The organism is Capnocytophaga sp. oral taxon 323 (assembly GCF_001278825.1).
GTDB lineage: Bacteria > Bacteroidota > Bacteroidia > Flavobacteriales > Flavobacteriaceae > Capnocytophaga > Capnocytophaga ochracea.
In genome coordinates, this window is sequence record NZ_CP012589.1 from 2,134,717 (window position 1) to 2,152,160 (window position 17,444).

Genomic DNA, 17,444 nt, shown 5'->3' on the forward strand with positions numbered 1-17,444 from the left:
GGGTAAAACAAAATGTACAAAACGCTACATTTATATGCATAAAATGCCCCAATGTTATACCTTTTATTGTACAAACATAAACATTATATACCAACGGTGTAAGTAATACCCCAAAAAAAGCCCCAAAACCCCAACAAATACGCCCTTTTTGGGCGTTTTTTTGTGCTTTATAGCTACCGCTAAGCCACCTCCATAGGGGTAGAAAACACCCCCAAAAGGTACCCTGCTACCTCCACGCTCAAAAAGGTACTTTTGGGCGTTGGGGTTACAGTTGGGGTTACAGTTGGGGTTACATTTAGCCCCTTTTTGTGTAGTATTAAGGCGGGGGTATAATACCTATATAAAGCCATTTTTTGCACTTTTTGGCATATTGTGCGGGGGGTATTACCATAATAATAAGGGTATTTTATATATAAACCTATGATTTACAGAGTGTTTATAGTATTAGCTCTTAAAAAGTGCCTTTTCTCCCCTATATACAACACTATTAGTATGGAGTATTAAACCTAATAGTTACTTTCACCAACGCTAATGCTCTGATAGAAGCAAAGGGAATATCTTTATCGGCGTGATTGGGGTTCTCACTAACCAATTTTATATAGTTCTTTCCTTTTTTACTTTTATGTATATACTTAACCGCTATCACCTCCTCCCAATCTCCTAAATCATAGCTTAGTACATACATCTCGCCAAACATAATATAATCTATATTAAGGGGTACTTCTTTATAAAGAATAGTATCTCCAGACCTTAACAAAGGTACCATACTATCACCCACTACACCAAATGCACCATCACATCTTGGAGCATTAGGTATCTTTATAGTGTCTATTATACTGGCTTTTTTGTCTCCTTTAAAAAAAGCTGATAGCCCTGCCGTAGCATCTAAGTCATACAAAGGTATTTCCTGTGATTCTATCATAGCGTCACTGGTTCTGCGATTGCCTTTGACGATAGTAATCTCACTAGATTGATTTTCGTGCTCAGGTTTTAGCATATCGCCTCTACCCGTAAGTAACCATTCGGGACCTAAATCTAAACAATTGTCTAAAATTTTATTAAGAATTCCTTCTCCTAAATCAGCATTTCGCTTTAATTGAGTACCTAAATAGCCGTTAGAGAGACCACACCTTTTTTCAAAGGAACTATTACTAACACCCTTACTATCAATATATTGAATAACTCTATTTATTGCCTTCATAAAATAATTAGAAAAAAGTTTAAAAATAATTTGCAAGTTTAAACAATTGTCTATAATTTTGTCCCCGAAAATTAATAACAACATTTAACGGGACAAATGTATGAAAAAAATAAGAATTGTTCACGAATTAAAGAAACAAATTGCAAAGGAGATAGGAGTAACTACTCAAACGGTAGAAACAGCTCTTAAGTATGTATATAACTCCGATGTACAGCAAACTATCCGTCAGCGTGCTAAAGAATTACTACAACAAGAAGCTGACGATGTACAAGTAGATGTAAAAACAAACTCAAATGATTAAGCTATGGACAAATTAATCACAATCATCGAACAGAAAGGCATTCAATTAGTAGATGCCCGTGAGCTTCACCGAAAGCTTCAAACTCGCCGAGACTTTTCCAATTGGATAAAAGGGCGCATTCAGGAGTATGGTTTTATTGCAAATGAAGACTTTTTTGTAGAAGATAATCAGTACAGAAATACTGAAAATCAGAATTTACGCCAAAATGGGCGAAAAATAGAAAAAGGACGTCCTACAATAGACTATCACCTCACAGTCAATATGGCAAAAGAGCTGGCAATGGTAGAACGCAATGAATGGGGCAGGAAAATACGCCGTTACTTCATTGAAATGGAAAAGATAGCCCAGCAATCTATCATCAAAATGCCCCCCTCTCTCAATGTTTACGGCAAGGAAGCTTTACCATACATTGAAAGCCTTCTATTACACGGCTACTCTGTCAATAGCGGTTCTTATCATCGCCGTATTCGCAAATACCCCCAGCACTTCTACCGCACTGCCCAAGGTAAGTGGTACATCAATCGTGAGTTTTTTGAGGCTCTTTTGCAACTGCGCAACGGTTATCAGCAGCTTACCAAGGTCCAAGGACTGCCACAAGTAGTACAATTAGAATTAAAACTTTATGAAGCATAACACTATGAAAGTAGGAGACAAAGTAAGAGAAATTCCAGATGAATTTGGCTGGGTAATGAAAGAAGGAGTCGGTATAGTCCTTAAAGTCTACAACGTAGGACAGGAAACTCGTGTAGATGTAGACTTCGGAGATGGAGGAATTTATATCTATTTTATAGAGCATTTAGAAAACGTTTAAACACTATGAAAAAGTTATTAAAAAAACTTCTCGCACCATTGATACGAGAAGTTATCGCGGAGGAACTTAAAGAGGTTCGCCCTATCGTTAAAGAACTTTTGAAGCGGGAAGCGGCTCGCCAACTTTCAAACATTTAAAAACCTTTTAACCCCTATTTAAAATGAAAGTAAAAACCATTTACCTCATCAATGATGACTTCCTTATCATCGGCAGAGAGATACGCACTACCTTCTTAGGTATTGTCGTAAAAAGAGAAAAAATAGAGTACCACAAACACGTGAAGTACCGCGAATAACAAAGTACACGTTTCTCATAATTTATTTTTTATCTCCCCAGTGGTTGGTGTGACCGACAGCAAGCTAAGCGCAGTTCGCAACTGCACTGGGGAACAAGGCAAAAAAACAAAACTATGTTTGAATATATCAATAACATACTATGTGTATCAGCTTCGTGGTTATATGGAGAGGGGCAAATAATGAGCGAAAGCAATTATAAGCAACTCGCCAAACGTAAAAACCTCAAAAAGCTCAATACGGGAGGTAACGGGCGTACCGCTTGGGTAGTATTCAATTCACTGCCCGAACGCTTCAAAGATAAGATAACCTCACAATGCGACCCCTACGAGCGCACCAAGCACATCCTCTTTGAAGACTACATCACCCCCGACTACTATGCCGAGAACTTCTTTGCTACCTATACCGTTGAAGGTGATGAGGGCGAACAAACCCCTATCCCTGAGGACAGACAAAAAGAGTACACGCACAACGCTATGATACTCTCTGCCTGCTACTTCATTGCTACCAACGTAGTAGTACGCAAAAAGTTTGGTAATAAACAAGTGTGGGACAATATGGCAAGCGTAGTAGCACAACTCCCCCGCCATACCTATAAACACAAACTCCCCACTAACTCGCGAGACCTCAAAGCCAAAGTCCTTGCTTTCAAAGGCGTAAAAACCTCTAAACGCTACCCTGTAGCAGGCTACGAAGGGCTTATACACAGCGGCTACCTCAATAAAACCGCCGCTAAACTCACAGGAGTAGCTGCCGAATGGACACTCGCCCGCTGGTGCAACCAAGTAAATAAATGCGCCAGTCTCACACAATTACACGCCGAGTATAACGATAAAGCTACCGGCGAAGGGTGGAAACTCATTAAGGACGAAAAAACGTTCTATAACTACCTATATGATGAGGAAATACAGCCCCTATGGTGGGGACATCGTTACGGAGAGCTCGCCTACAAAGAAAAGTACGGCTTCCAACACAAAACCAAACTGCCTACAATGCGCGACAGCCTTTGGTACAGCGATGGTACAAAACTCAACTACTATTATTTAGACGAAAACGGCAAAATGGCTACCTGCCAAGTATATGAAGTAATAGACGCCTACAGCGAAGTACTTTTAGGGTATTACATAGGTCCTAAGGAAGACTATATAGCCCAATACAACGCCTACAAAATGGCAGTGCAAACGGCAGGCTATCGCCCTTACCAAATAGCGCACGATAACCAAGGCGGACATAAGAAACTCACCTCTGGCGACTTCCTTACTAAGATAGCACAGGTACAAACTGCCACTAAGCCTTACAATGGTAAGTCAAAAACTATTGAGAGTGTATTCGGTAGGTTGCAAAGTCAGTACCTAAAGCGTGATTGGTTCTTTTCGGGTATGAATATCACTACCAAAAAAGACGAGAGTAAAGCCAATATGGAGTACATACTTGCCAACCAAAAAAGCCTCCCCACACTTGATGAGGTAAAAGAACGTTACTTGCAACGCAGGCGTGAGTGGAACGAAGCCCCCCACCCCAAAACAGGCAAACCACGCATACAAATGTACTACGAAAGCTATAACCCCGATACTAAAAAAGTAGAAATGTGGGATATGATTTCCCTATTTTGGGTTACCCGCAAAGAGCCTATCACTTGCGATGCTTCGGGTATTAGCTTCACCGAAAAGAAACAAAAATACAGCTATATGGTCTACCGTTCAGACGGCTTGCCCGATGTAGATTGGTTAGAAAAGAATATAGGCAAAAAATTCGTAGTGAAGTTTGACCCCGACAATGTAGACCTTATATATCTTTATGAAGATACCCCATTAGGGCTAAAAATGGTAACAGGTGCCGAAATTAAGAAAGAAGTACACCGCAATATACAAGAGCAAGACGACTTTGAAGCTGCCTACTTCAAACAAGTACAAAGCCTCACCGATGAGAAACGCATCAGCCGTCGCGACACTACCGAAGAGTTGTTAGAAAAATTCGGTATGAGTGCTCACCAACAAGGCTTAAGCCTCCCTGCCGTCAAAGGAGTAGAAAGCCGTAGAAAAAACAGAAAACTCACCACTGCCGATACCTTTGGCAGCTACCAAAAAGCCCTTTCTAATACCATTTGGGACGATGAGCAATGGGAAGCCCTCGAAAGCACCCCCATAACCATCAGCAATATACTATAATTATTAATAAATAAACATTGATAAAATGAACACACAAGAAAAACAACAAATCGCCCAAGCCCTCAACGATTTTTGCAACCGCAAAGGCAACCAAAACAAAGCCGCCAATGCCCTCAAAGGCGTATCAGGCGCTACTATTACCCAAGTACTTAAAGGCAATTGGGACAGTATAGCCGATAAAATGTGGCGACTCATCAAAGCCCAAATATTCGCCAAAGAAGACTGGGTGTGTGTAGAAACAGCTGCTTACCAAACCCTCACCGCCCTTATCAGCGATGCTCAAGAGCATAGCCAAGTATATGCTATCATCGCTCCTGCAGGTAGTGGCAAAACCAAAACAATGCAGCTTTACGAAAAAGAAAACCCCAACGCCTATATGGTACAGTGCAACGAGTTTTGGAATAAAAAAGCTTTTATGAGCGAACTCCTTTCAGCAATGGGACGCGACAGCAGCGGGCTCACTGTAAACGAAATGGTAAACGAAGCCGTGCGCGTGCTAAAATCTACTGAAAACCCAGTAATTCTATTAGACGAGTTCGACAAAGTAAATGACCAAGTATTATACTTCTTTATCACCCTTTACAACCTCTTAGAAGAGCATTGCGGTATTGTAATGTGCGCTACTGATTTCCTCGAAAAACGTATCAAACGAGGGCTCAAACTCAACAAAAAAGGCTATAAAGAAATATACAGCCGTATAGGGCGCAACTTCATAGAGGTAAATGCCATTACCCAAGCCGACTGCATACAAATATGCACCGCCAATGGCATCACCACAAAAACCGATATAAAAGCTGTATGGACAGATTGCGAGGGCGACCTTCGCCGTGTAAAGCGCAAAGTACACGCCCTCAAACTCGCCCACCTCGAAGCCACTAACGACTAATATTTAACAACTGACACCTAAAAATGGCACAAGCATACACCCCCAAGCAGATACTCAACAAAAAGTTCAAACTCCTATCCTTTGACGGACAATGGAAAGACTTTGTAGGCTGTCCCGACCGAGCTTTCTCTGCCATCGTATGGGGAGGCTCCTCCAGCGGCAAATCGTCCTTAGCAATGCAATGGGCGCGCTATCTTACCCAGTTTGGCAAAGTAGCCTACAACTCCTTAGAGGAAGGCGTATCGCACACCGTACAAATGAATATGGAGCGCAACTATATGGACGGTGTAGAGGGCAAGTTCCTACTATTAGACAACGAACCCCTACCCGAACTCATCGAGCGAATGAGCAAACACAAGTCCCCCGATTTCCTAATCATAGACTCCGTACAGTACCTGCGTGTAGATAAAGAAGATTACAAAAAACTCAAACGACTAATGAAAGAACGCAACAAAGCACTTATACTCATTAGCCAAGCCAATGGCAAAGAACCCAAAGGCGAGCTCGCCGACTTTGCCCGTTACGATGTAGATATGAAAATACGCGTAGAAGGCTACAAAGCCTTTGCCGAAGGAAGACTTAACGGAGGCGGACGACCCTTTGTAATATACCCCAAAAAAGCCGCCGAATATTGGGGTGATGTAGATAATTAACAAAAAACACCTATGAATACAATAGCCCAGCAAATCACCTATCGCCACGCCCTTGCCCACCAATTAGGGATCACCTATTTGCAGTACGAGAACCTACGCTATGAGTTCTATATAGATTGGTGTGTCCACCTTATACAACAAGGCAAAGCATTGCATTTAAAACCTCTCATCAGCCACGACACACTAATGAACTGGTACGATGACCAATGGTACGACCTCGTTGAGCAAACAATACAGCGACACTATAGCAATGACATTACCCTCTTTAACGCTGAGGATGTCCTCCTGCTCATCACCATCTACGCTGAGAATATCCTGCAATACTATCCCAGTATATTGCTTAAAAAAATAACCGCCCGTGTGGCTCGCACCGAAGATAAACCGAACACAATATGAGAATAGAGCCTAACGAAATAAGCGACTACGAGTATATACAACGCAAGCTCAGAGAGCAAGCCAAAGAACTACTTAAAACCGCCAAAAAACAAAAGCGTCCCGTGCGATACCTCCCGCAAGGTATTAGCGGTGATAGCGTGCGATGGTGGGCAGACCTCAAAAAATACGGCAAACTAATAACAAAATAACGATGAAAAGCAGATTTTTAGCATACACCGAAGCCCTTGCTCTTGACACCTTTTTACAGGTGCTTACCTTCGAGCAACGGCTACAAACCTGCCAATACCGCGCAGGTAAAACCGACAAAGTGCCTACCTTAGTGCAGAAGTTACAGGACTGGTGTGCTTACAATCAGTGGCAACCTCCTGCATTTCGATACGACGCTTTTACCCGCGAACTCCTATGGGAAGATGACAACGCCGAATGGCAACCGCTAAGCAAGCACCCGCTATATAAAGTAAAAGTAACAGGATATTAACAAATAACAATTATCAATTATGACAGTAGATTTAACACACCTCACAGCCGACGAACTCAAAGCAGAACTACAACGCCGTGAACAAGCACAAAACGAAAACCGCGAGGCATACAAAGCCCTCGTCAATGAGGCAATTCCACAAATCATTGGCAAGTTACAGAACTATTCAGAGCAAATCGCAGAAGTAAAGCTCCACACCTTTGAAGCCCTAAAAATTTTGTTAGATACTAAAAACGAAGTTTATGATGTTAAAGGAGACCAACAGAGCCACACCTTCACTGATGAGCACGGTAACACCATTACTTACGGATTCCGCGTTATCGACAACTGGGACGACACGGTAAATGCCGGTATAGAGAAAGTAGGTCACTTTATAGCCTCCCTCGCCAAAGACGATGACAGTGCCAAGCTCGTGTCAGTTATTAACCGCCTATTAAAAAAGGATGCAAAAGGAAATCTCAAAGCCTCCCGCGTACTCGAACTCACCCGTGTCGCCAAAGAGTTCAACAGCCCCGCCTTCACCGATGCTGTAACCATCATAGCCCAAGCCTATCGTCCACAGCGTTCGGCATTCTATATCGAAGCTAACACGATTGACGAGCAAGGCAAAAAGTGTAACATACCTTTATCGCTCTCGTCGGTAGACTTCCCCCCTGGTACCGATATTAAAAAACTCTTTCCTGTACACGAGAAGTACGAAGAGAAAGCCACCGCATAACCACACTTTTAGTTATCTCGGTAGCTAAAAGAGGCTCCTCCGCCCTTAGTCCGGTCGCTAGTACTAAGGGGACGCCCATAGGAGATCCGCTAAGGCGAGGAGCTATTTTTAAACAACGTTTAAACACCATTTAAAATGAAAAAGATTAAAGATTTAACTGTAAAAGTAACCTACACCGTAGGTTTAGAAGATGTAGAAGTCTCCGATGAAGTATTTAAACAATTAGATAAAATGGCAGACTTTGGATTTTCTGTTGAAGATTGTGAAAGTAGCAAGTATCCAGAAGCGTTTGATTGGCTTGCTTACAACATAAGAGAAAATGATGCTATGGATTGGGCATACGAAGTAGAAATTGACTAACCCCTAAAACCTAACGCCTAACAACAATGACCATACAAGTCCATCAAATCAAGATCCTCCAAACCCTTTTAAGTAAGCGTTTCAGATACCGAGAAGCCCGCCTAAACTTTGTATGTAGCTTTATTGGCAGAGAGCTTCCAAGTACCAAAAACCTCACCGAAGACGAGTTTTTCACCCTTGCCGAGCACCTTGGTTATAAGTTCGAGATGCACGCCTATTTCGATGCCCAAAACAAGCAACATTTAAAGCTATTAGCCCTATGTCACGAACTCGGTTGGCGAGATAAAATAAACCCCAAGTATGCCGACATCAAACGTCTTGGTAAGTGGTTTTGCAGTAGCAAAAACCCTTTCAAAAAAAGCCTCCAAAACCTCACCCCCAGTGAGGTAGGAAAAGTAAATAACATCTTTGAAAAAATGCTAACACAGAGATATGAAAGAAGTTAGAAAATTAGTCAATGAGAAAATTAGCATATTAGCCAATTGCCCTCACAAGCATACCGAACGCCGAACCCTTGCCCACTATGTTACAGTAGAAGTAACCGCAATATTCTGTAAAGATTGTGGCAAGCAATTAACAAAAGAACAATGGGAAGTATAATACGATTAAGAGTATGGTATGGGCTTAGGAAGCTCACCCCAAAAGTTATAAGGAAGCCCTCAATAATCATCGTCTTTGAAAACTCGTGGCATTGGAAAACCGAAGAGAAAGTAAAGCAAATGATGAAAGTAGTACACATCCGCTATCAAACAGAAGAGGAAGCCTCAGACGCCCAAATGAGTAAACATATATACAGCATTTGGGAAATACTTATCTTACACGACAAACGCTTCAAAAAATCACCCGAATTAGCCATACAGTACAATAGTTATGCTGATAGGAAGCAAATATCAGAAGCCGAACGCAACCTCATAGCCGACAAACTCCGTGCAGAGGTTTATAGTTTTTACAACCTTAAAGAGCCACAAGGCTTGCAATTATCACTCAATTTATAACCCTTTAAACACTATTAAAAATGAAAGAAACACCTACACATTATTTTTGCCATTTAGTCGGTGGCATACAAACTAAGAACAAGTTGCAAGAACAATTCTCTTGTTTTCTCAGAGGAATGGATGGCGAACTATACCAAGCAAAGGAGCTGGATAAAATAAAAGAATACATCATCGAAAAAGCCAATGAACTTAATGAAGAGTACCCCCGATGCAAACCCCTTAACATTTCCTTTGCACAATACGTAGAAAAAGATAAACATCACCTATGCGGGTTTGAGTTTGACAGCTTTATTTTAAGACCAGCTTACTTAATTAAACTATAAAAAAATGAAAATAGAACAATACCCCACTTGGCTTGTCCCCCTCGACATCGCCAAAGAACTCAAAGAAATAGGGTTTAATGAGCCTTGTATATTATACTATGATCGCAATATAGGAGAAATATTACTTGAAATAACGGTAGTAGCTTCAGAAAAATGTATGTTTAAATGGTATGAGCCGTTAGAAGAATTTAATTTCTTTTACAATAAAGGAATTAAAAATTATATAACCATACCCACCTGGGAGCAAGCCCTCGCTTGGTTCAGAGCAAAAGGCTATTACGGCAACCTCGAAGCCACCAGCAAAGGCACTTCAGCCTATATTTTCACCCCAAAATTAGACTTTGGAGAATGTTGGGAGTTTGCCTACGAGAAACATTATGAGAAAGCTCGTGAAGCCCTTTTACTTAAACTGATAGACCTTTATAAAGTAGCAAACCAATGAAAATCCCCCTTACCTTATCACGTGCCCAAGCTGAAGTCCTTGCTCGCGCCACTTTCATAGGGCAACCCCTATTCAACAACCGTGAGCAACGTGTACTTTACAGCATAATGCGCGAAGTAACCCTTAAAGCCACCCGCTTTTATATGAGCTTCGTTACGCAAAAACAACGCAAGTTTTGGCTCAAGCTCTACGAAGCCGATATGTTAGAAAAGTTCTTAGGCTACATCCTTACAATGGAACATTACGGACAATACGAACGCCAAACCCTTCTGCAAATTACCTATGATATTAACGAACAATTAGCATAATGGAAACACTATTTTATATGAAAAGTAAGCGCACAAGCGTTGAGCACTGTTTTAAATACGATTTAAACGGCGATTTAAAAGCCTTTGAAAGTGTAGGTGCTCCTCTCACCCAAAAAGGTTGGTTGTGGCTATTGCGTATTGACGTTTTTCCCTTTACGGTGGAACGTATGGAAAAACTCGCCAAAGATACCGAGCTAAAGAAAATCATAGATATAAGGAAAGTCCCCGCCTCCGTCACTTTTGAGGACTTTTGGGCAACCTACGGGCGCATCGGTACTAAGTCGGTAGCGCAACGCAAATTTGAAAAGCTCAAGCCCGAAGAAGTCATCAAAGCCTTCATAGGCATAGAGAAAGAGAAAAACAAAAAGAAGCTCGACGGTACAGCAATGCCCTACGCCGAGACCTATCTTAACCAAAAGCGATGGGAAGTGTGAGCCACACAAGCAACAAGCAATAAAAAAACGAGCCAATTAGCAAATGTAATAGTGCTAATTGGCTCGTTTCATTAATTTGCATATTTACTAATTATGCCGTACTTTTGCAGTATAAAACTTCTCTAATTGCTTTCTACTATGAAAAGACAACGACACTTTACCGCCCGCCTATACGCTCTTATCCGTGAGGAATATGAAAAGCTATCACAGCAGCAAAAATTTAAACACGGCTATATTGTATCTACCTTGTCTGAAAAGTTTCTACGTTCAGAGCGTACCATCGAAAATATCATCTTCAATAGGGTTTAATCTACTCCTAGAAAATACTTATTGTCCTCATCCTCCACCTGCAAATGTACTTGCGTAGGTTCGTAATACTTCATTGCACTACTATCGTGCAACTTACATTCAAAAGTAACCTGGTATAAGTTGCCTGCTGTACCCGTATCTATAGGCGCAAAAGCCACACGGCGCATACTGCTATAGTTTCTACCCGATGTGCCGTGAAAGTTACCAAAAAGAGCGTCTAAGCTCTTGGTAAATTCCAATGCTCCTTGTTGGTTGTAGGCCCCTTGGAAAGTGTCTAAGAAAGTCTCGTAATACAAATAAAAATCTACCTGCAAATCTACTATCTGTACCAGTTCGCCTATATCATTGATTTGTGCGGAGCGAAACCCAATAAATACGGCAGGCGTACCAAAAGGGTGCTCATCAGCTAAGAAGCCTACTTGGTTATGCCAAAGGTCTATCCAACGTATTTCGGGTAGCTTCTCGCTAATACGCTCAGCGAGTTCTATGTATAAATCTTGCCAGTGTTCCATTATTCAAAAGTTAAATTTTCGTCTGCTTTGTGTATTTCCTCTATGATAAGCTTTTCCAATTGTTTGTCTAAGGTATAGCTCTCACCAATAAACTGCCGCTTAGGTATATGTATGGTAAGACTTGTTTTTTTAGTAAGAGCCATAGCCTTATAGCGATTATTTTGGGTTTTATAGTACATAGCCCAAAAGTATTTTCGCATTTTATCAGTTACTTTCACAGTTATAGTCCCTCCCTCGTTGTGTATAGCTGCATAGCTCAATTTTTCACCGGCTGAAATCACTACCCTTTCAGGTGACTGCTCTGCTATACGCAGGCTATTTTTGAGCGTAAGCGACTGCTGTAGTGTTTTATGAGGCAACGCGTCTACACGCTTTACCCAAGGGATAAACGAAGCATCGGTGAAGCCCTGCTTTATAAATGATTGCATAAAGAAAGTCCGCGCCTTTTGTGCTACCTTTGGGGATATGTTTTTAAATATCTCCCTTACCATAGCCTCAAAGTTTGGTGTCTGAAAATTTGCCATAAATAGAATTTAAATCATTTTTATTTGCTATTTAAAAAAGTATTTGTACTTTTGCGGTGTAATAGGCTATCCTTTACAACTCGCGGGGGGAGGGCGCTCCTGCCGCTACCAGAGTAAAGCCTTGATGTTTAATTTATTAGACATTAAGGCTTTGCTTATTTTAATGATTTTAGCTTTTCAACTATTTTTAAATAGTCTTTAAATAACTCTTCTTTTGTGAAAGAAATAGCTCTATTTCCATTGATAAAGTACATTTCTTTCAAAAAATCAGCTCCTTTATAGTTCATTATTTTACCTTTCAGATGTTTTGTAATATCAGTTGCAGACCAACCTTTAAACTCAGTAATATCATACACAATAGTTCCTACTCCTTGTGCTTTTGCGTATTCTAAATTCTTTTTGATTCCTGTGTAAGATATAGACTCTTTTCTGTCGGCTATATTTCCCTTTATCTCATATTCGGGGTTCTTATACCCTTCAATAATTATATGCGGGCGTATATTCATACTTACGCCCAAGTTGTCGGCAATGATAATAGCACTTTTTAGGTTTTTAGCAAGGTCGCTTTCGTCGGCAAAGGGGCTTACCTTTACCATTGCCCCGTTTTTAGCCTCATAAACTTCTGTATAGGGTGCTTTTAGTTTGCTTAGTTCAAAGGCTTTTTTAGTGTCGCTGTCGGCATCTAAGGCGAGGGCAAAGTAAGGATGAGGTTTGCCCTGATTGCTGCTATCCTCTTTGAACACTTGCCCACTAATGCCTACATTACCACGAAACTCTTTAGGAAAGTCTTTATCGCTAAGCTGAGGCATATCACCCATACTTGCGGGTTCCGCTGTTTGTACGACATAGCAACGGCAACGCCAGCCATTGGGCGGATAGAAGTCCTTCCAAAAGTCGCTTTCAATAGGAGCAATAAAGCCCTCTAAGGGGCGATGCTCTTCTCGTACTCTTTCGTCTTTTTGGGTACAATACTTTAGGTTAGGGTATAAGTCTTTACGCTTTACATACTCCTGCCAATTAGCAGCGTGGTAGCCCGCTTGTTTGGCTGTTTGCCACTCAGCTTGAAGGTAGTTCTTGTTGTACTTAGGGTTTAGCTTCTGTACTTCTTGTAGGAATGTTTGCCAATTCTTGCCTTTGTCTGAGCGTAAGATTTCATTTATTTGCTGTAGGAGTACATAGTTTTTTGCCCCGCTAAACTTGTATAGGTTACGCTGCATTTGCAGCACTTCGGGCGAGATAGCTCCCGTTTGTTTATTCACCTTGAAGTTATCTTTGCCAAAGCCCTCCCACATAGCCCCATTAAGTTCTTTGTAGGTTTCTAAAATATAGCCGTCGGATAGTTCTCCTTTTTTGAGGGTGCCATTGTATCTATCTTTAGCTATTTGTTCCATTACCTTTAGCCAACCTGTAAGGTCTAAGGCGTGGGTGTCGTGCGCACACTCACAGTGGCTATGTGTATAGAGCTGCTCAGCACGCAACAGAGCTTTGCGCAGTTGCCAACGCTCGTTTAGGGTGTTATCGTATAGGCTTTTTTTTTTTCGTTCCCAATCGCTGTGAGCGTTGGCGTGGTATCTTTGATGCCTACGATTTTCAGCCCTGTGATTGCCTCTACCTGCTCGGGGTCGAAGTCGTAATGTACGCCGAGGGTTTGGACGATGTTGCAGAGCTTCTCGGTGGTCATTGGCTCTTCGTCGTCCCATTCAAAGCGCAAGGAAGCGAGCGGGGCATAGAGGGGTGAGAGCTTAACCAGTAGCGGGATAAGGTAGGTATTGATGTAGTGCTTTACCAGTATCTTGTCCGACTCAAAGCGGAAGGAGGCGAGCTCAAACTGCACTTCTACTGATCCTACAAAGCCCTTCTCATCGGTTAAGCCTGTACCGCCTAAGAAGCGTTTGGAAATCTCGTTGTCGGCACGCTTGATAAGGCTGTCGAATACCCCCTCGCCGTTGTTGCCGCCTGTGAGGTTAGGTATCTCAAACTTATCAGCACCTACACCTATCATAAAGGGGCTGGCTTTAAAGTTCTCGGCAGCTTCACGCAGCTGGTCTATATGTGTTTGGTCGTCGCGGTCAGTGGTGATAAACAGAGGCGGAACACCATACTTCTCAATGTAGTCTAACCACGAGCCCAAACCGAGCTTTTTAGCAAGCACAATAGGAGCGACGAGGGTGTAGAGCCCAAGGTCGTTGTAGTCCTTACCTATTTGAATGTAATAGTTGCTGAGCTTGCCGTCCCTATACGAGGTGCCTGTGGTATCGCCTGTCTCTTTGAGGATAATACCTTTCAGGGCGTTGAAGTGTCCTTGGGGTATTTCGGTAACTTCAGTAAGGCGTCCTTCTCCATCGGTTTTGATGAGCTCCAACAGGGTAGTACCTTGAAACTTGCTCATCAGCACATACTTTACAAAGTCTTGGAACCACACCGTCTCGAAGAGCTTTTTAGCCTCATCGTTGCGCTCGCCGTGCTCATTTACCACCCTGAAAGGCGATTGCTGAGTTTTGGCAATGCGGCTTTCGACCACCGAGCCGAGGTGGTTGTCTTGCTCTAAGTTGTCGTAAAGCTCACGCAGCCGAGCCTTATCGGGGTTCTCGAGGTCAGTGGCAAGCATTACAGCACTCTTCCAACTCTGTAAAGTCTGCACGCGGAGCATCTTAGCCCTATGCTGAAGCGTAGTGCTGGGGGCACTACTGCGTGGAGAAGTGCCCAAGGCTGCTTTTAGGGCTAAGTACGAGGCTTTGCGCAGTACAAAGCCCTCTATCTTTTGGTATGCTTTGCTAAATATATTCATCTCTATATGTAAAAATCTTCGTTTCTGAGGTTGCCGAAAATGCTGTCGGCTTTCTTGTTGTTAGGGTCGTCAGGCTTCTTAGGCAAGTCCTCTAAGATGATGATGCCCTTAGAGAGCTTTTCGAGCTCTTTCTCAGCCCATTCTTTGTTCTTTTCGGTAAAGCTATTAGCGTTGTACTTGCGATAGGCATTGCGCGAAAAGACATCCGAGAGCACCAAGAAGGTGAGGATACGCCCCAACAAAGGATTGTAGATAGGCTTATCTTTATCAAAAATAGCCTCTACATTGTAAAAGCGTTTTAAAAGACTTTTAAAGATGGCAATATGCTCGCCCTCACTTTCAGCAAGTGCCTGCTCAAAGTCTTTGCTACTCTCATCTATCGAGCGCTCAAAGGCTTTGGATATTAACTGTTCTTTCTTTAAATACTGCATAACTAATACTTATATAAATCGGTGTGCTCGTAGCACTGCTCGTAGCACTCGTAGCACTCACCAGCGATTGATGCCTTTAGGTTTTACGAATACCGCCTTAAAGCTCTTCTCAGGCATATAGATTTCGAGGTCTTTGGTGGCAATTTGGTGTGCATCAGCCCAGTCGTCGTGCACTTTATAGTTAGGTTCTATCCCTTTAAGTTGCCCCGTGCCCGTTTGCATATCTACCGAGCCTTTGAGCTTTTCGTTGTAGTAGATACGCCCATTTTGGTAATAAGGCTGCAAACTCATCAGGCGGTCAAACTTCTTACTCTTATCAAGGCTGCGCTTAAAGATGTTCAGACGTACCCCTCGCTCGCGCTGCACTTCCTCTAATACACGCTGCACTTCATCATTCCAAAACTGCGCCTCATACTGCCAATGCACCACCACCGTAGCGGGCAAAGCCTTCTGAAAGTCGCACATCCACTCCACGGCAGCGCGCATCTTGCTTTGGCGACAGAAGGTACTTATCACGTAAAAACGCCCCTCCTTTAATCCTTCCACCACCACAGCATTGTAGTCGCTGGTCGTGTTGCCAGCGTAGGCAATATCCCAATGCCCGATGATGTACTCCATAGTGCGCAATTGCGGCAGCGGCACCCATTGAAACTGCTCATCTTTGAACACCACCCCCTCCACGTGCGGAGCGTTGTTGTACTCAGCATTTCCTGCCAGCTCACCGATACCATTATCACCATATACCAAGTCGTAAAAGTAATCAGCAGGGTACTTCCCTGCCCACGTAGGAGCGAAAGTTACGGGGTCGTAGGCATTCACCTGATGCACGCGCCAAGTAGGGTGCTTCTCCTGCAAAAGGGTCTGTATCATCACAGGCGCAAAGCGGTTATTCGCCTGAATAAAACGCCTGTACTTACCATCCATAGTGGGGATAACAGCCGTATCTATCCACGAGGCTATCTCAGCCTGACGGCGCGGGTTTTTATTGATCTCCCTATCCTCTAAGTCGTCCGCTACAATGTGCGTAGGACGCTTGTTCTTTACGCGCAGCCCGCGGGTGTTCTGTCCCATACCCAAAGCCTGAGCAATAAAGCCCCCTTTGGTGATAAAAAAACCATCTTCCCAACTGCCAAGCTGCTTCTGCTCACCAAAGTCAGCGAGGATTTGAGCATTTACCTCAAACTCCGCCCGTATATCCTCAAGCAGCTGCTCAGCACGCTCCTGTGAGTTGCCGATGATCACCAAGTACACAGGCTCACCCCGCAGCCATAGCCAAAAGGGAATAAAAATATCGTTCCACACCGATTTGGCAAGCGCACGCCCCCACTGACAGAAACCTTTAAAAGCAGGGTTCTTCCCCACCATTGCCGCCCATTGCAATTGAAAGTCAGCACAAGGAGCATCGGCATAGTGAGCAAAGTAACGGGCGACCATCTTAGCAGGGTCTTTGCGGCACGCCTCAATGGTAGCCCTCCGCTCTTCGGGCGTTTCCCCAGCAAAGCGAGCCCCAGAGGAACGCGCAAAAGCCAGTTTCTGTAAGTAGCGTTCCTGTTTAACCTTATCTATCTGTTTCATAACTTAGTAGCTATCTCGTGTAAATGCGCCTCCTGAAAGTCGAGCGTCTGCATATAAAGCCCTTGGTCAAAGCTGCGTAAAGCATCAAAGACACTTTCCATCACCTCCATATACACCGTAAGGGTGATCCTCGTTTCCTTGTTTACACTCTCAATGCGCTTATTCCACTTCGCAATCGCATCGTCAATAGTTGCACTCTGTCGGCGCAAATCGTACAGCTCCTTAGCCACCTCTGAACTGTCGTCCACACTGTCCTTTTCCTGCTCAAGAGCTTTAATACGCTCAATGATTTGGATACGCTCCTCAGTGAGCGAATCAGCCACCTGTTGCAAACGCTCGATGCGCTCCTTGCCCGCATTCGTCTTCGCATCGCGTATCTTCTTCCATTCCCCTTCCTTTACCCAGCGGTCTACCGTACGCTTATTTACACTCAGCTGCACTGCAATCTCCTCAGAGCCTTTATTCTGCTCTACAAATAAAATGCGTGCCGCTTTCTTTTCTGTCTCTTTTGCCATATCTTAGCTTTTAGTTTATACTC

Annotated in this window: 30 protein-coding genes; 21 read left to right on the forward strand and 9 right to left on the reverse strand. The window is 43.0% G+C overall.

All coding sequences use genetic code 11. The annotated features are described in order from the left end of the window. Positions 1-179: 179 nt before the first annotated feature. Entirely contained in the window at positions 180-350 is a 171-nt protein-coding gene (locus AM608_RS11820; protein WP_157466297.1) for a hypothetical protein, read from the reverse strand. A gap of 137 nt (positions 351-487) precedes the next feature. Continuing rightward, entirely contained in the window at positions 488-1,285 is a 798-nt protein-coding gene (locus AM608_RS09225; protein WP_053581536.1) for a S24 family peptidase, read from the reverse strand. A 16-nt stretch (positions 1,286-1,301) separates the two neighbouring features. On the opposite strand from AM608_RS09225, the gene AM608_RS09230 reads away from it, so the two are divergent. From AM608_RS09230 to AM608_RS12155, 21 genes are all read left to right on the forward strand, one after another. Further along, positions 1,302-1,502 (forward strand): hypothetical protein, encoded by a 201-nt coding sequence (locus tag AM608_RS09230; protein ID WP_053581537.1) that lies wholly within the window; start codon positions 1,302-1,304, stop codon positions 1,500-1,502. Between the two features lie 3 nt (positions 1,503-1,505). Continuing rightward, entirely contained in the window at positions 1,506-2,135 is a 630-nt protein-coding gene (locus AM608_RS09235) for an antA/AntB antirepressor family protein (RefSeq protein WP_053581538.1), read from the forward strand. Further along, the gene (locus AM608_RS09240) at positions 2,125-2,313 is read left to right on the forward strand and encodes a hypothetical protein (RefSeq protein WP_053581539.1); all 189 of its coding nucleotides are present in this window, start codon (positions 2,125-2,127) and stop codon (positions 2,311-2,313) included. Before AM608_RS09235 ends, AM608_RS09240 begins: the two co-directional genes overlap by 11 nt. Before the next feature lie 5 nt (positions 2,314-2,318). After that, positions 2,319-2,450, forward strand: a complete 132-nt coding sequence (locus AM608_RS12730; RefSeq protein ID WP_009412681.1) for a hypothetical protein — start codon at positions 2,319-2,321, stop codon at positions 2,448-2,450. Positions 2,451-2,473: 23 nt separating this feature from the next. Beyond that, positions 2,474-2,608, forward strand: coding sequence for a hypothetical protein (locus tag AM608_RS12735; protein ID WP_256379109.1), 135 nt, complete (start codon positions 2,474-2,476; stop codon positions 2,606-2,608). Between the two features lie 114 nt (positions 2,609-2,722). Continuing rightward, positions 2,723-4,774 (forward strand): hypothetical protein, encoded by a 2,052-nt coding sequence (locus AM608_RS09245; protein WP_053581540.1) that lies wholly within the window; start codon positions 2,723-2,725, stop codon positions 4,772-4,774. A 25-nt stretch (positions 4,775-4,799) separates the two neighbouring features. Then, complete coding sequence (locus tag AM608_RS09250; protein ID WP_053581541.1) at positions 4,800-5,660, forward strand: AAA family ATPase; 861 nt, start codon at positions 4,800-4,802, stop codon at positions 5,658-5,660. 23 nt (positions 5,661-5,683) lie between these two features. After that, on the forward strand, positions 5,684-6,313 hold the full coding sequence (locus tag AM608_RS09255) for a hypothetical protein (RefSeq protein ID WP_053581542.1): 630 nt from the start codon (positions 5,684-5,686) through the stop codon (positions 6,311-6,313). 12 nt (positions 6,314-6,325) lie between these two features. Continuing rightward, the gene (locus tag AM608_RS09260; protein WP_053581543.1) at positions 6,326-6,709 is read left to right on the forward strand and encodes a hypothetical protein; all 384 of its coding nucleotides are present in this window, start codon (positions 6,326-6,328) and stop codon (positions 6,707-6,709) included. Beyond that, complete coding sequence (locus AM608_RS09265) at positions 6,706-6,897, forward strand: hypothetical protein (RefSeq protein WP_053581544.1); 192 nt, start codon at positions 6,706-6,708, stop codon at positions 6,895-6,897. Before AM608_RS09260 ends, AM608_RS09265 begins: the two co-directional genes overlap by 4 nt. Before the next feature lie 2 nt (positions 6,898-6,899). After that, positions 6,900-7,187, forward strand: coding sequence for a hypothetical protein (locus AM608_RS09270; protein ID WP_053581545.1), 288 nt, complete (start codon positions 6,900-6,902; stop codon positions 7,185-7,187). Positions 7,188-7,206: 19 nt separating this feature from the next. Further along, entirely contained in the window at positions 7,207-7,905 is a 699-nt protein-coding gene (locus tag AM608_RS09275) for a DUF3164 family protein (RefSeq protein ID WP_053581546.1), read from the forward strand. 135 nt (positions 7,906-8,040) lie between these two features. Further along, entirely contained in the window at positions 8,041-8,265 is a 225-nt protein-coding gene (locus tag AM608_RS09280) for a hypothetical protein (RefSeq protein WP_053581547.1), read from the forward strand. 26 nt (positions 8,266-8,291) lie between these two features. Then, positions 8,292-8,711 carry a hypothetical protein gene (locus AM608_RS09285; protein ID WP_053581548.1) on the forward strand — a complete coding sequence of 140 codons (420 nt, stop codon included), beginning with the start codon at positions 8,292-8,294 and terminating at the stop codon, positions 8,709-8,711. Further along, positions 8,698-8,865, forward strand: coding sequence for a hypothetical protein (locus AM608_RS12150; RefSeq protein WP_157466299.1), 168 nt, complete (start codon positions 8,698-8,700; stop codon positions 8,863-8,865). The genes AM608_RS09285 and AM608_RS12150 overlap by 14 nt, the downstream gene beginning before the upstream one ends. After that, the gene (locus AM608_RS09290; protein WP_157466301.1) at positions 8,853-9,260 is read left to right on the forward strand and encodes a hypothetical protein; all 408 of its coding nucleotides are present in this window, start codon (positions 8,853-8,855) and stop codon (positions 9,258-9,260) included. The genes AM608_RS12150 and AM608_RS09290 overlap by 13 nt, the downstream gene beginning before the upstream one ends. A 20-nt stretch (positions 9,261-9,280) precedes the next feature. Then, entirely contained in the window at positions 9,281-9,583 is a 303-nt protein-coding gene (locus AM608_RS09295; protein ID WP_053581550.1) for a hypothetical protein, read from the forward strand. A 4-nt stretch (positions 9,584-9,587) separates the two neighbouring features. Then, positions 9,588-10,025, forward strand: a complete 438-nt coding sequence (locus AM608_RS09300) for a hypothetical protein (RefSeq protein WP_053581551.1) — start codon at positions 9,588-9,590, stop codon at positions 10,023-10,025. Then, complete coding sequence (locus AM608_RS09305; protein ID WP_053581552.1) at positions 10,022-10,333, forward strand: hypothetical protein; 312 nt, start codon at positions 10,022-10,024, stop codon at positions 10,331-10,333. Before AM608_RS09300 ends, AM608_RS09305 begins: the two co-directional genes overlap by 4 nt. Beyond that, entirely contained in the window at positions 10,333-10,767 is a 435-nt protein-coding gene (locus AM608_RS09310) for a hypothetical protein (protein ID WP_053581553.1), read from the forward strand. Before AM608_RS09305 ends, AM608_RS09310 begins: the two co-directional genes overlap by 1 nt. Before the next feature lie 138 nt (positions 10,768-10,905). After that, positions 10,906-11,076, forward strand: a complete 171-nt coding sequence (locus AM608_RS12155) for a hypothetical protein (protein ID WP_157466303.1) — start codon at positions 10,906-10,908, stop codon at positions 11,074-11,076. On the opposite strand, the gene AM608_RS09315 is transcribed toward AM608_RS12155, so the two are convergent. The 7 genes from AM608_RS09315 to AM608_RS09345 form a co-directional block, all read right to left on the reverse strand. Beyond that, a complete protein-coding gene (locus AM608_RS09315; protein ID WP_053581554.1) occupies positions 11,073-11,588 on the reverse strand; it encodes a hypothetical protein in 516 nt (171 codons plus the stop codon). The two genes, AM608_RS12155 and AM608_RS09315, sit on opposite strands and share 4 nt — an antisense overlap. Then, positions 11,588-12,112: a phage virion morphogenesis protein gene (locus AM608_RS09320; protein ID WP_053581555.1), complete on the reverse strand. Its 525-nt coding sequence runs from the start codon at positions 12,110-12,112 to the stop codon at positions 11,588-11,590. Before AM608_RS09320 ends, AM608_RS09315 begins: the two co-directional genes overlap by 1 nt. A 155-nt stretch (positions 12,113-12,267) precedes the next feature. Next, positions 12,268-13,503: a phage minor head protein gene (locus AM608_RS09325; RefSeq protein ID WP_053581556.1), complete on the reverse strand. Its 1,236-nt coding sequence runs from the start codon at positions 13,501-13,503 to the stop codon at positions 12,268-12,270. A 116-nt stretch (positions 13,504-13,619) separates the two neighbouring features. Next, entirely contained in the window at positions 13,620-14,900 is a 1,281-nt protein-coding gene (locus AM608_RS12615; RefSeq protein WP_053581557.1) for a DUF935 family protein, read from the reverse strand. Between the two features lie 2 nt (positions 14,901-14,902). Further along, complete coding sequence (locus AM608_RS09335) at positions 14,903-15,331, reverse strand: hypothetical protein (protein ID WP_053581558.1); 429 nt, start codon at positions 15,329-15,331, stop codon at positions 14,903-14,905. 57 nt (positions 15,332-15,388) lie between these two features. Next, positions 15,389-16,906, reverse strand: coding sequence for a hypothetical protein (locus tag AM608_RS09340; protein ID WP_053581559.1), 1,518 nt, complete (start codon positions 16,904-16,906; stop codon positions 15,389-15,391). Beyond that, on the reverse strand, positions 16,903-17,421 hold the full coding sequence (locus AM608_RS09345) for a hypothetical protein (RefSeq protein WP_053581560.1): 519 nt from the start codon (positions 17,419-17,421) through the stop codon (positions 16,903-16,905). Before AM608_RS09345 ends, AM608_RS09340 begins: the two co-directional genes overlap by 4 nt. Between the last annotated feature and the right edge of the window lie 23 nt (positions 17,422-17,444).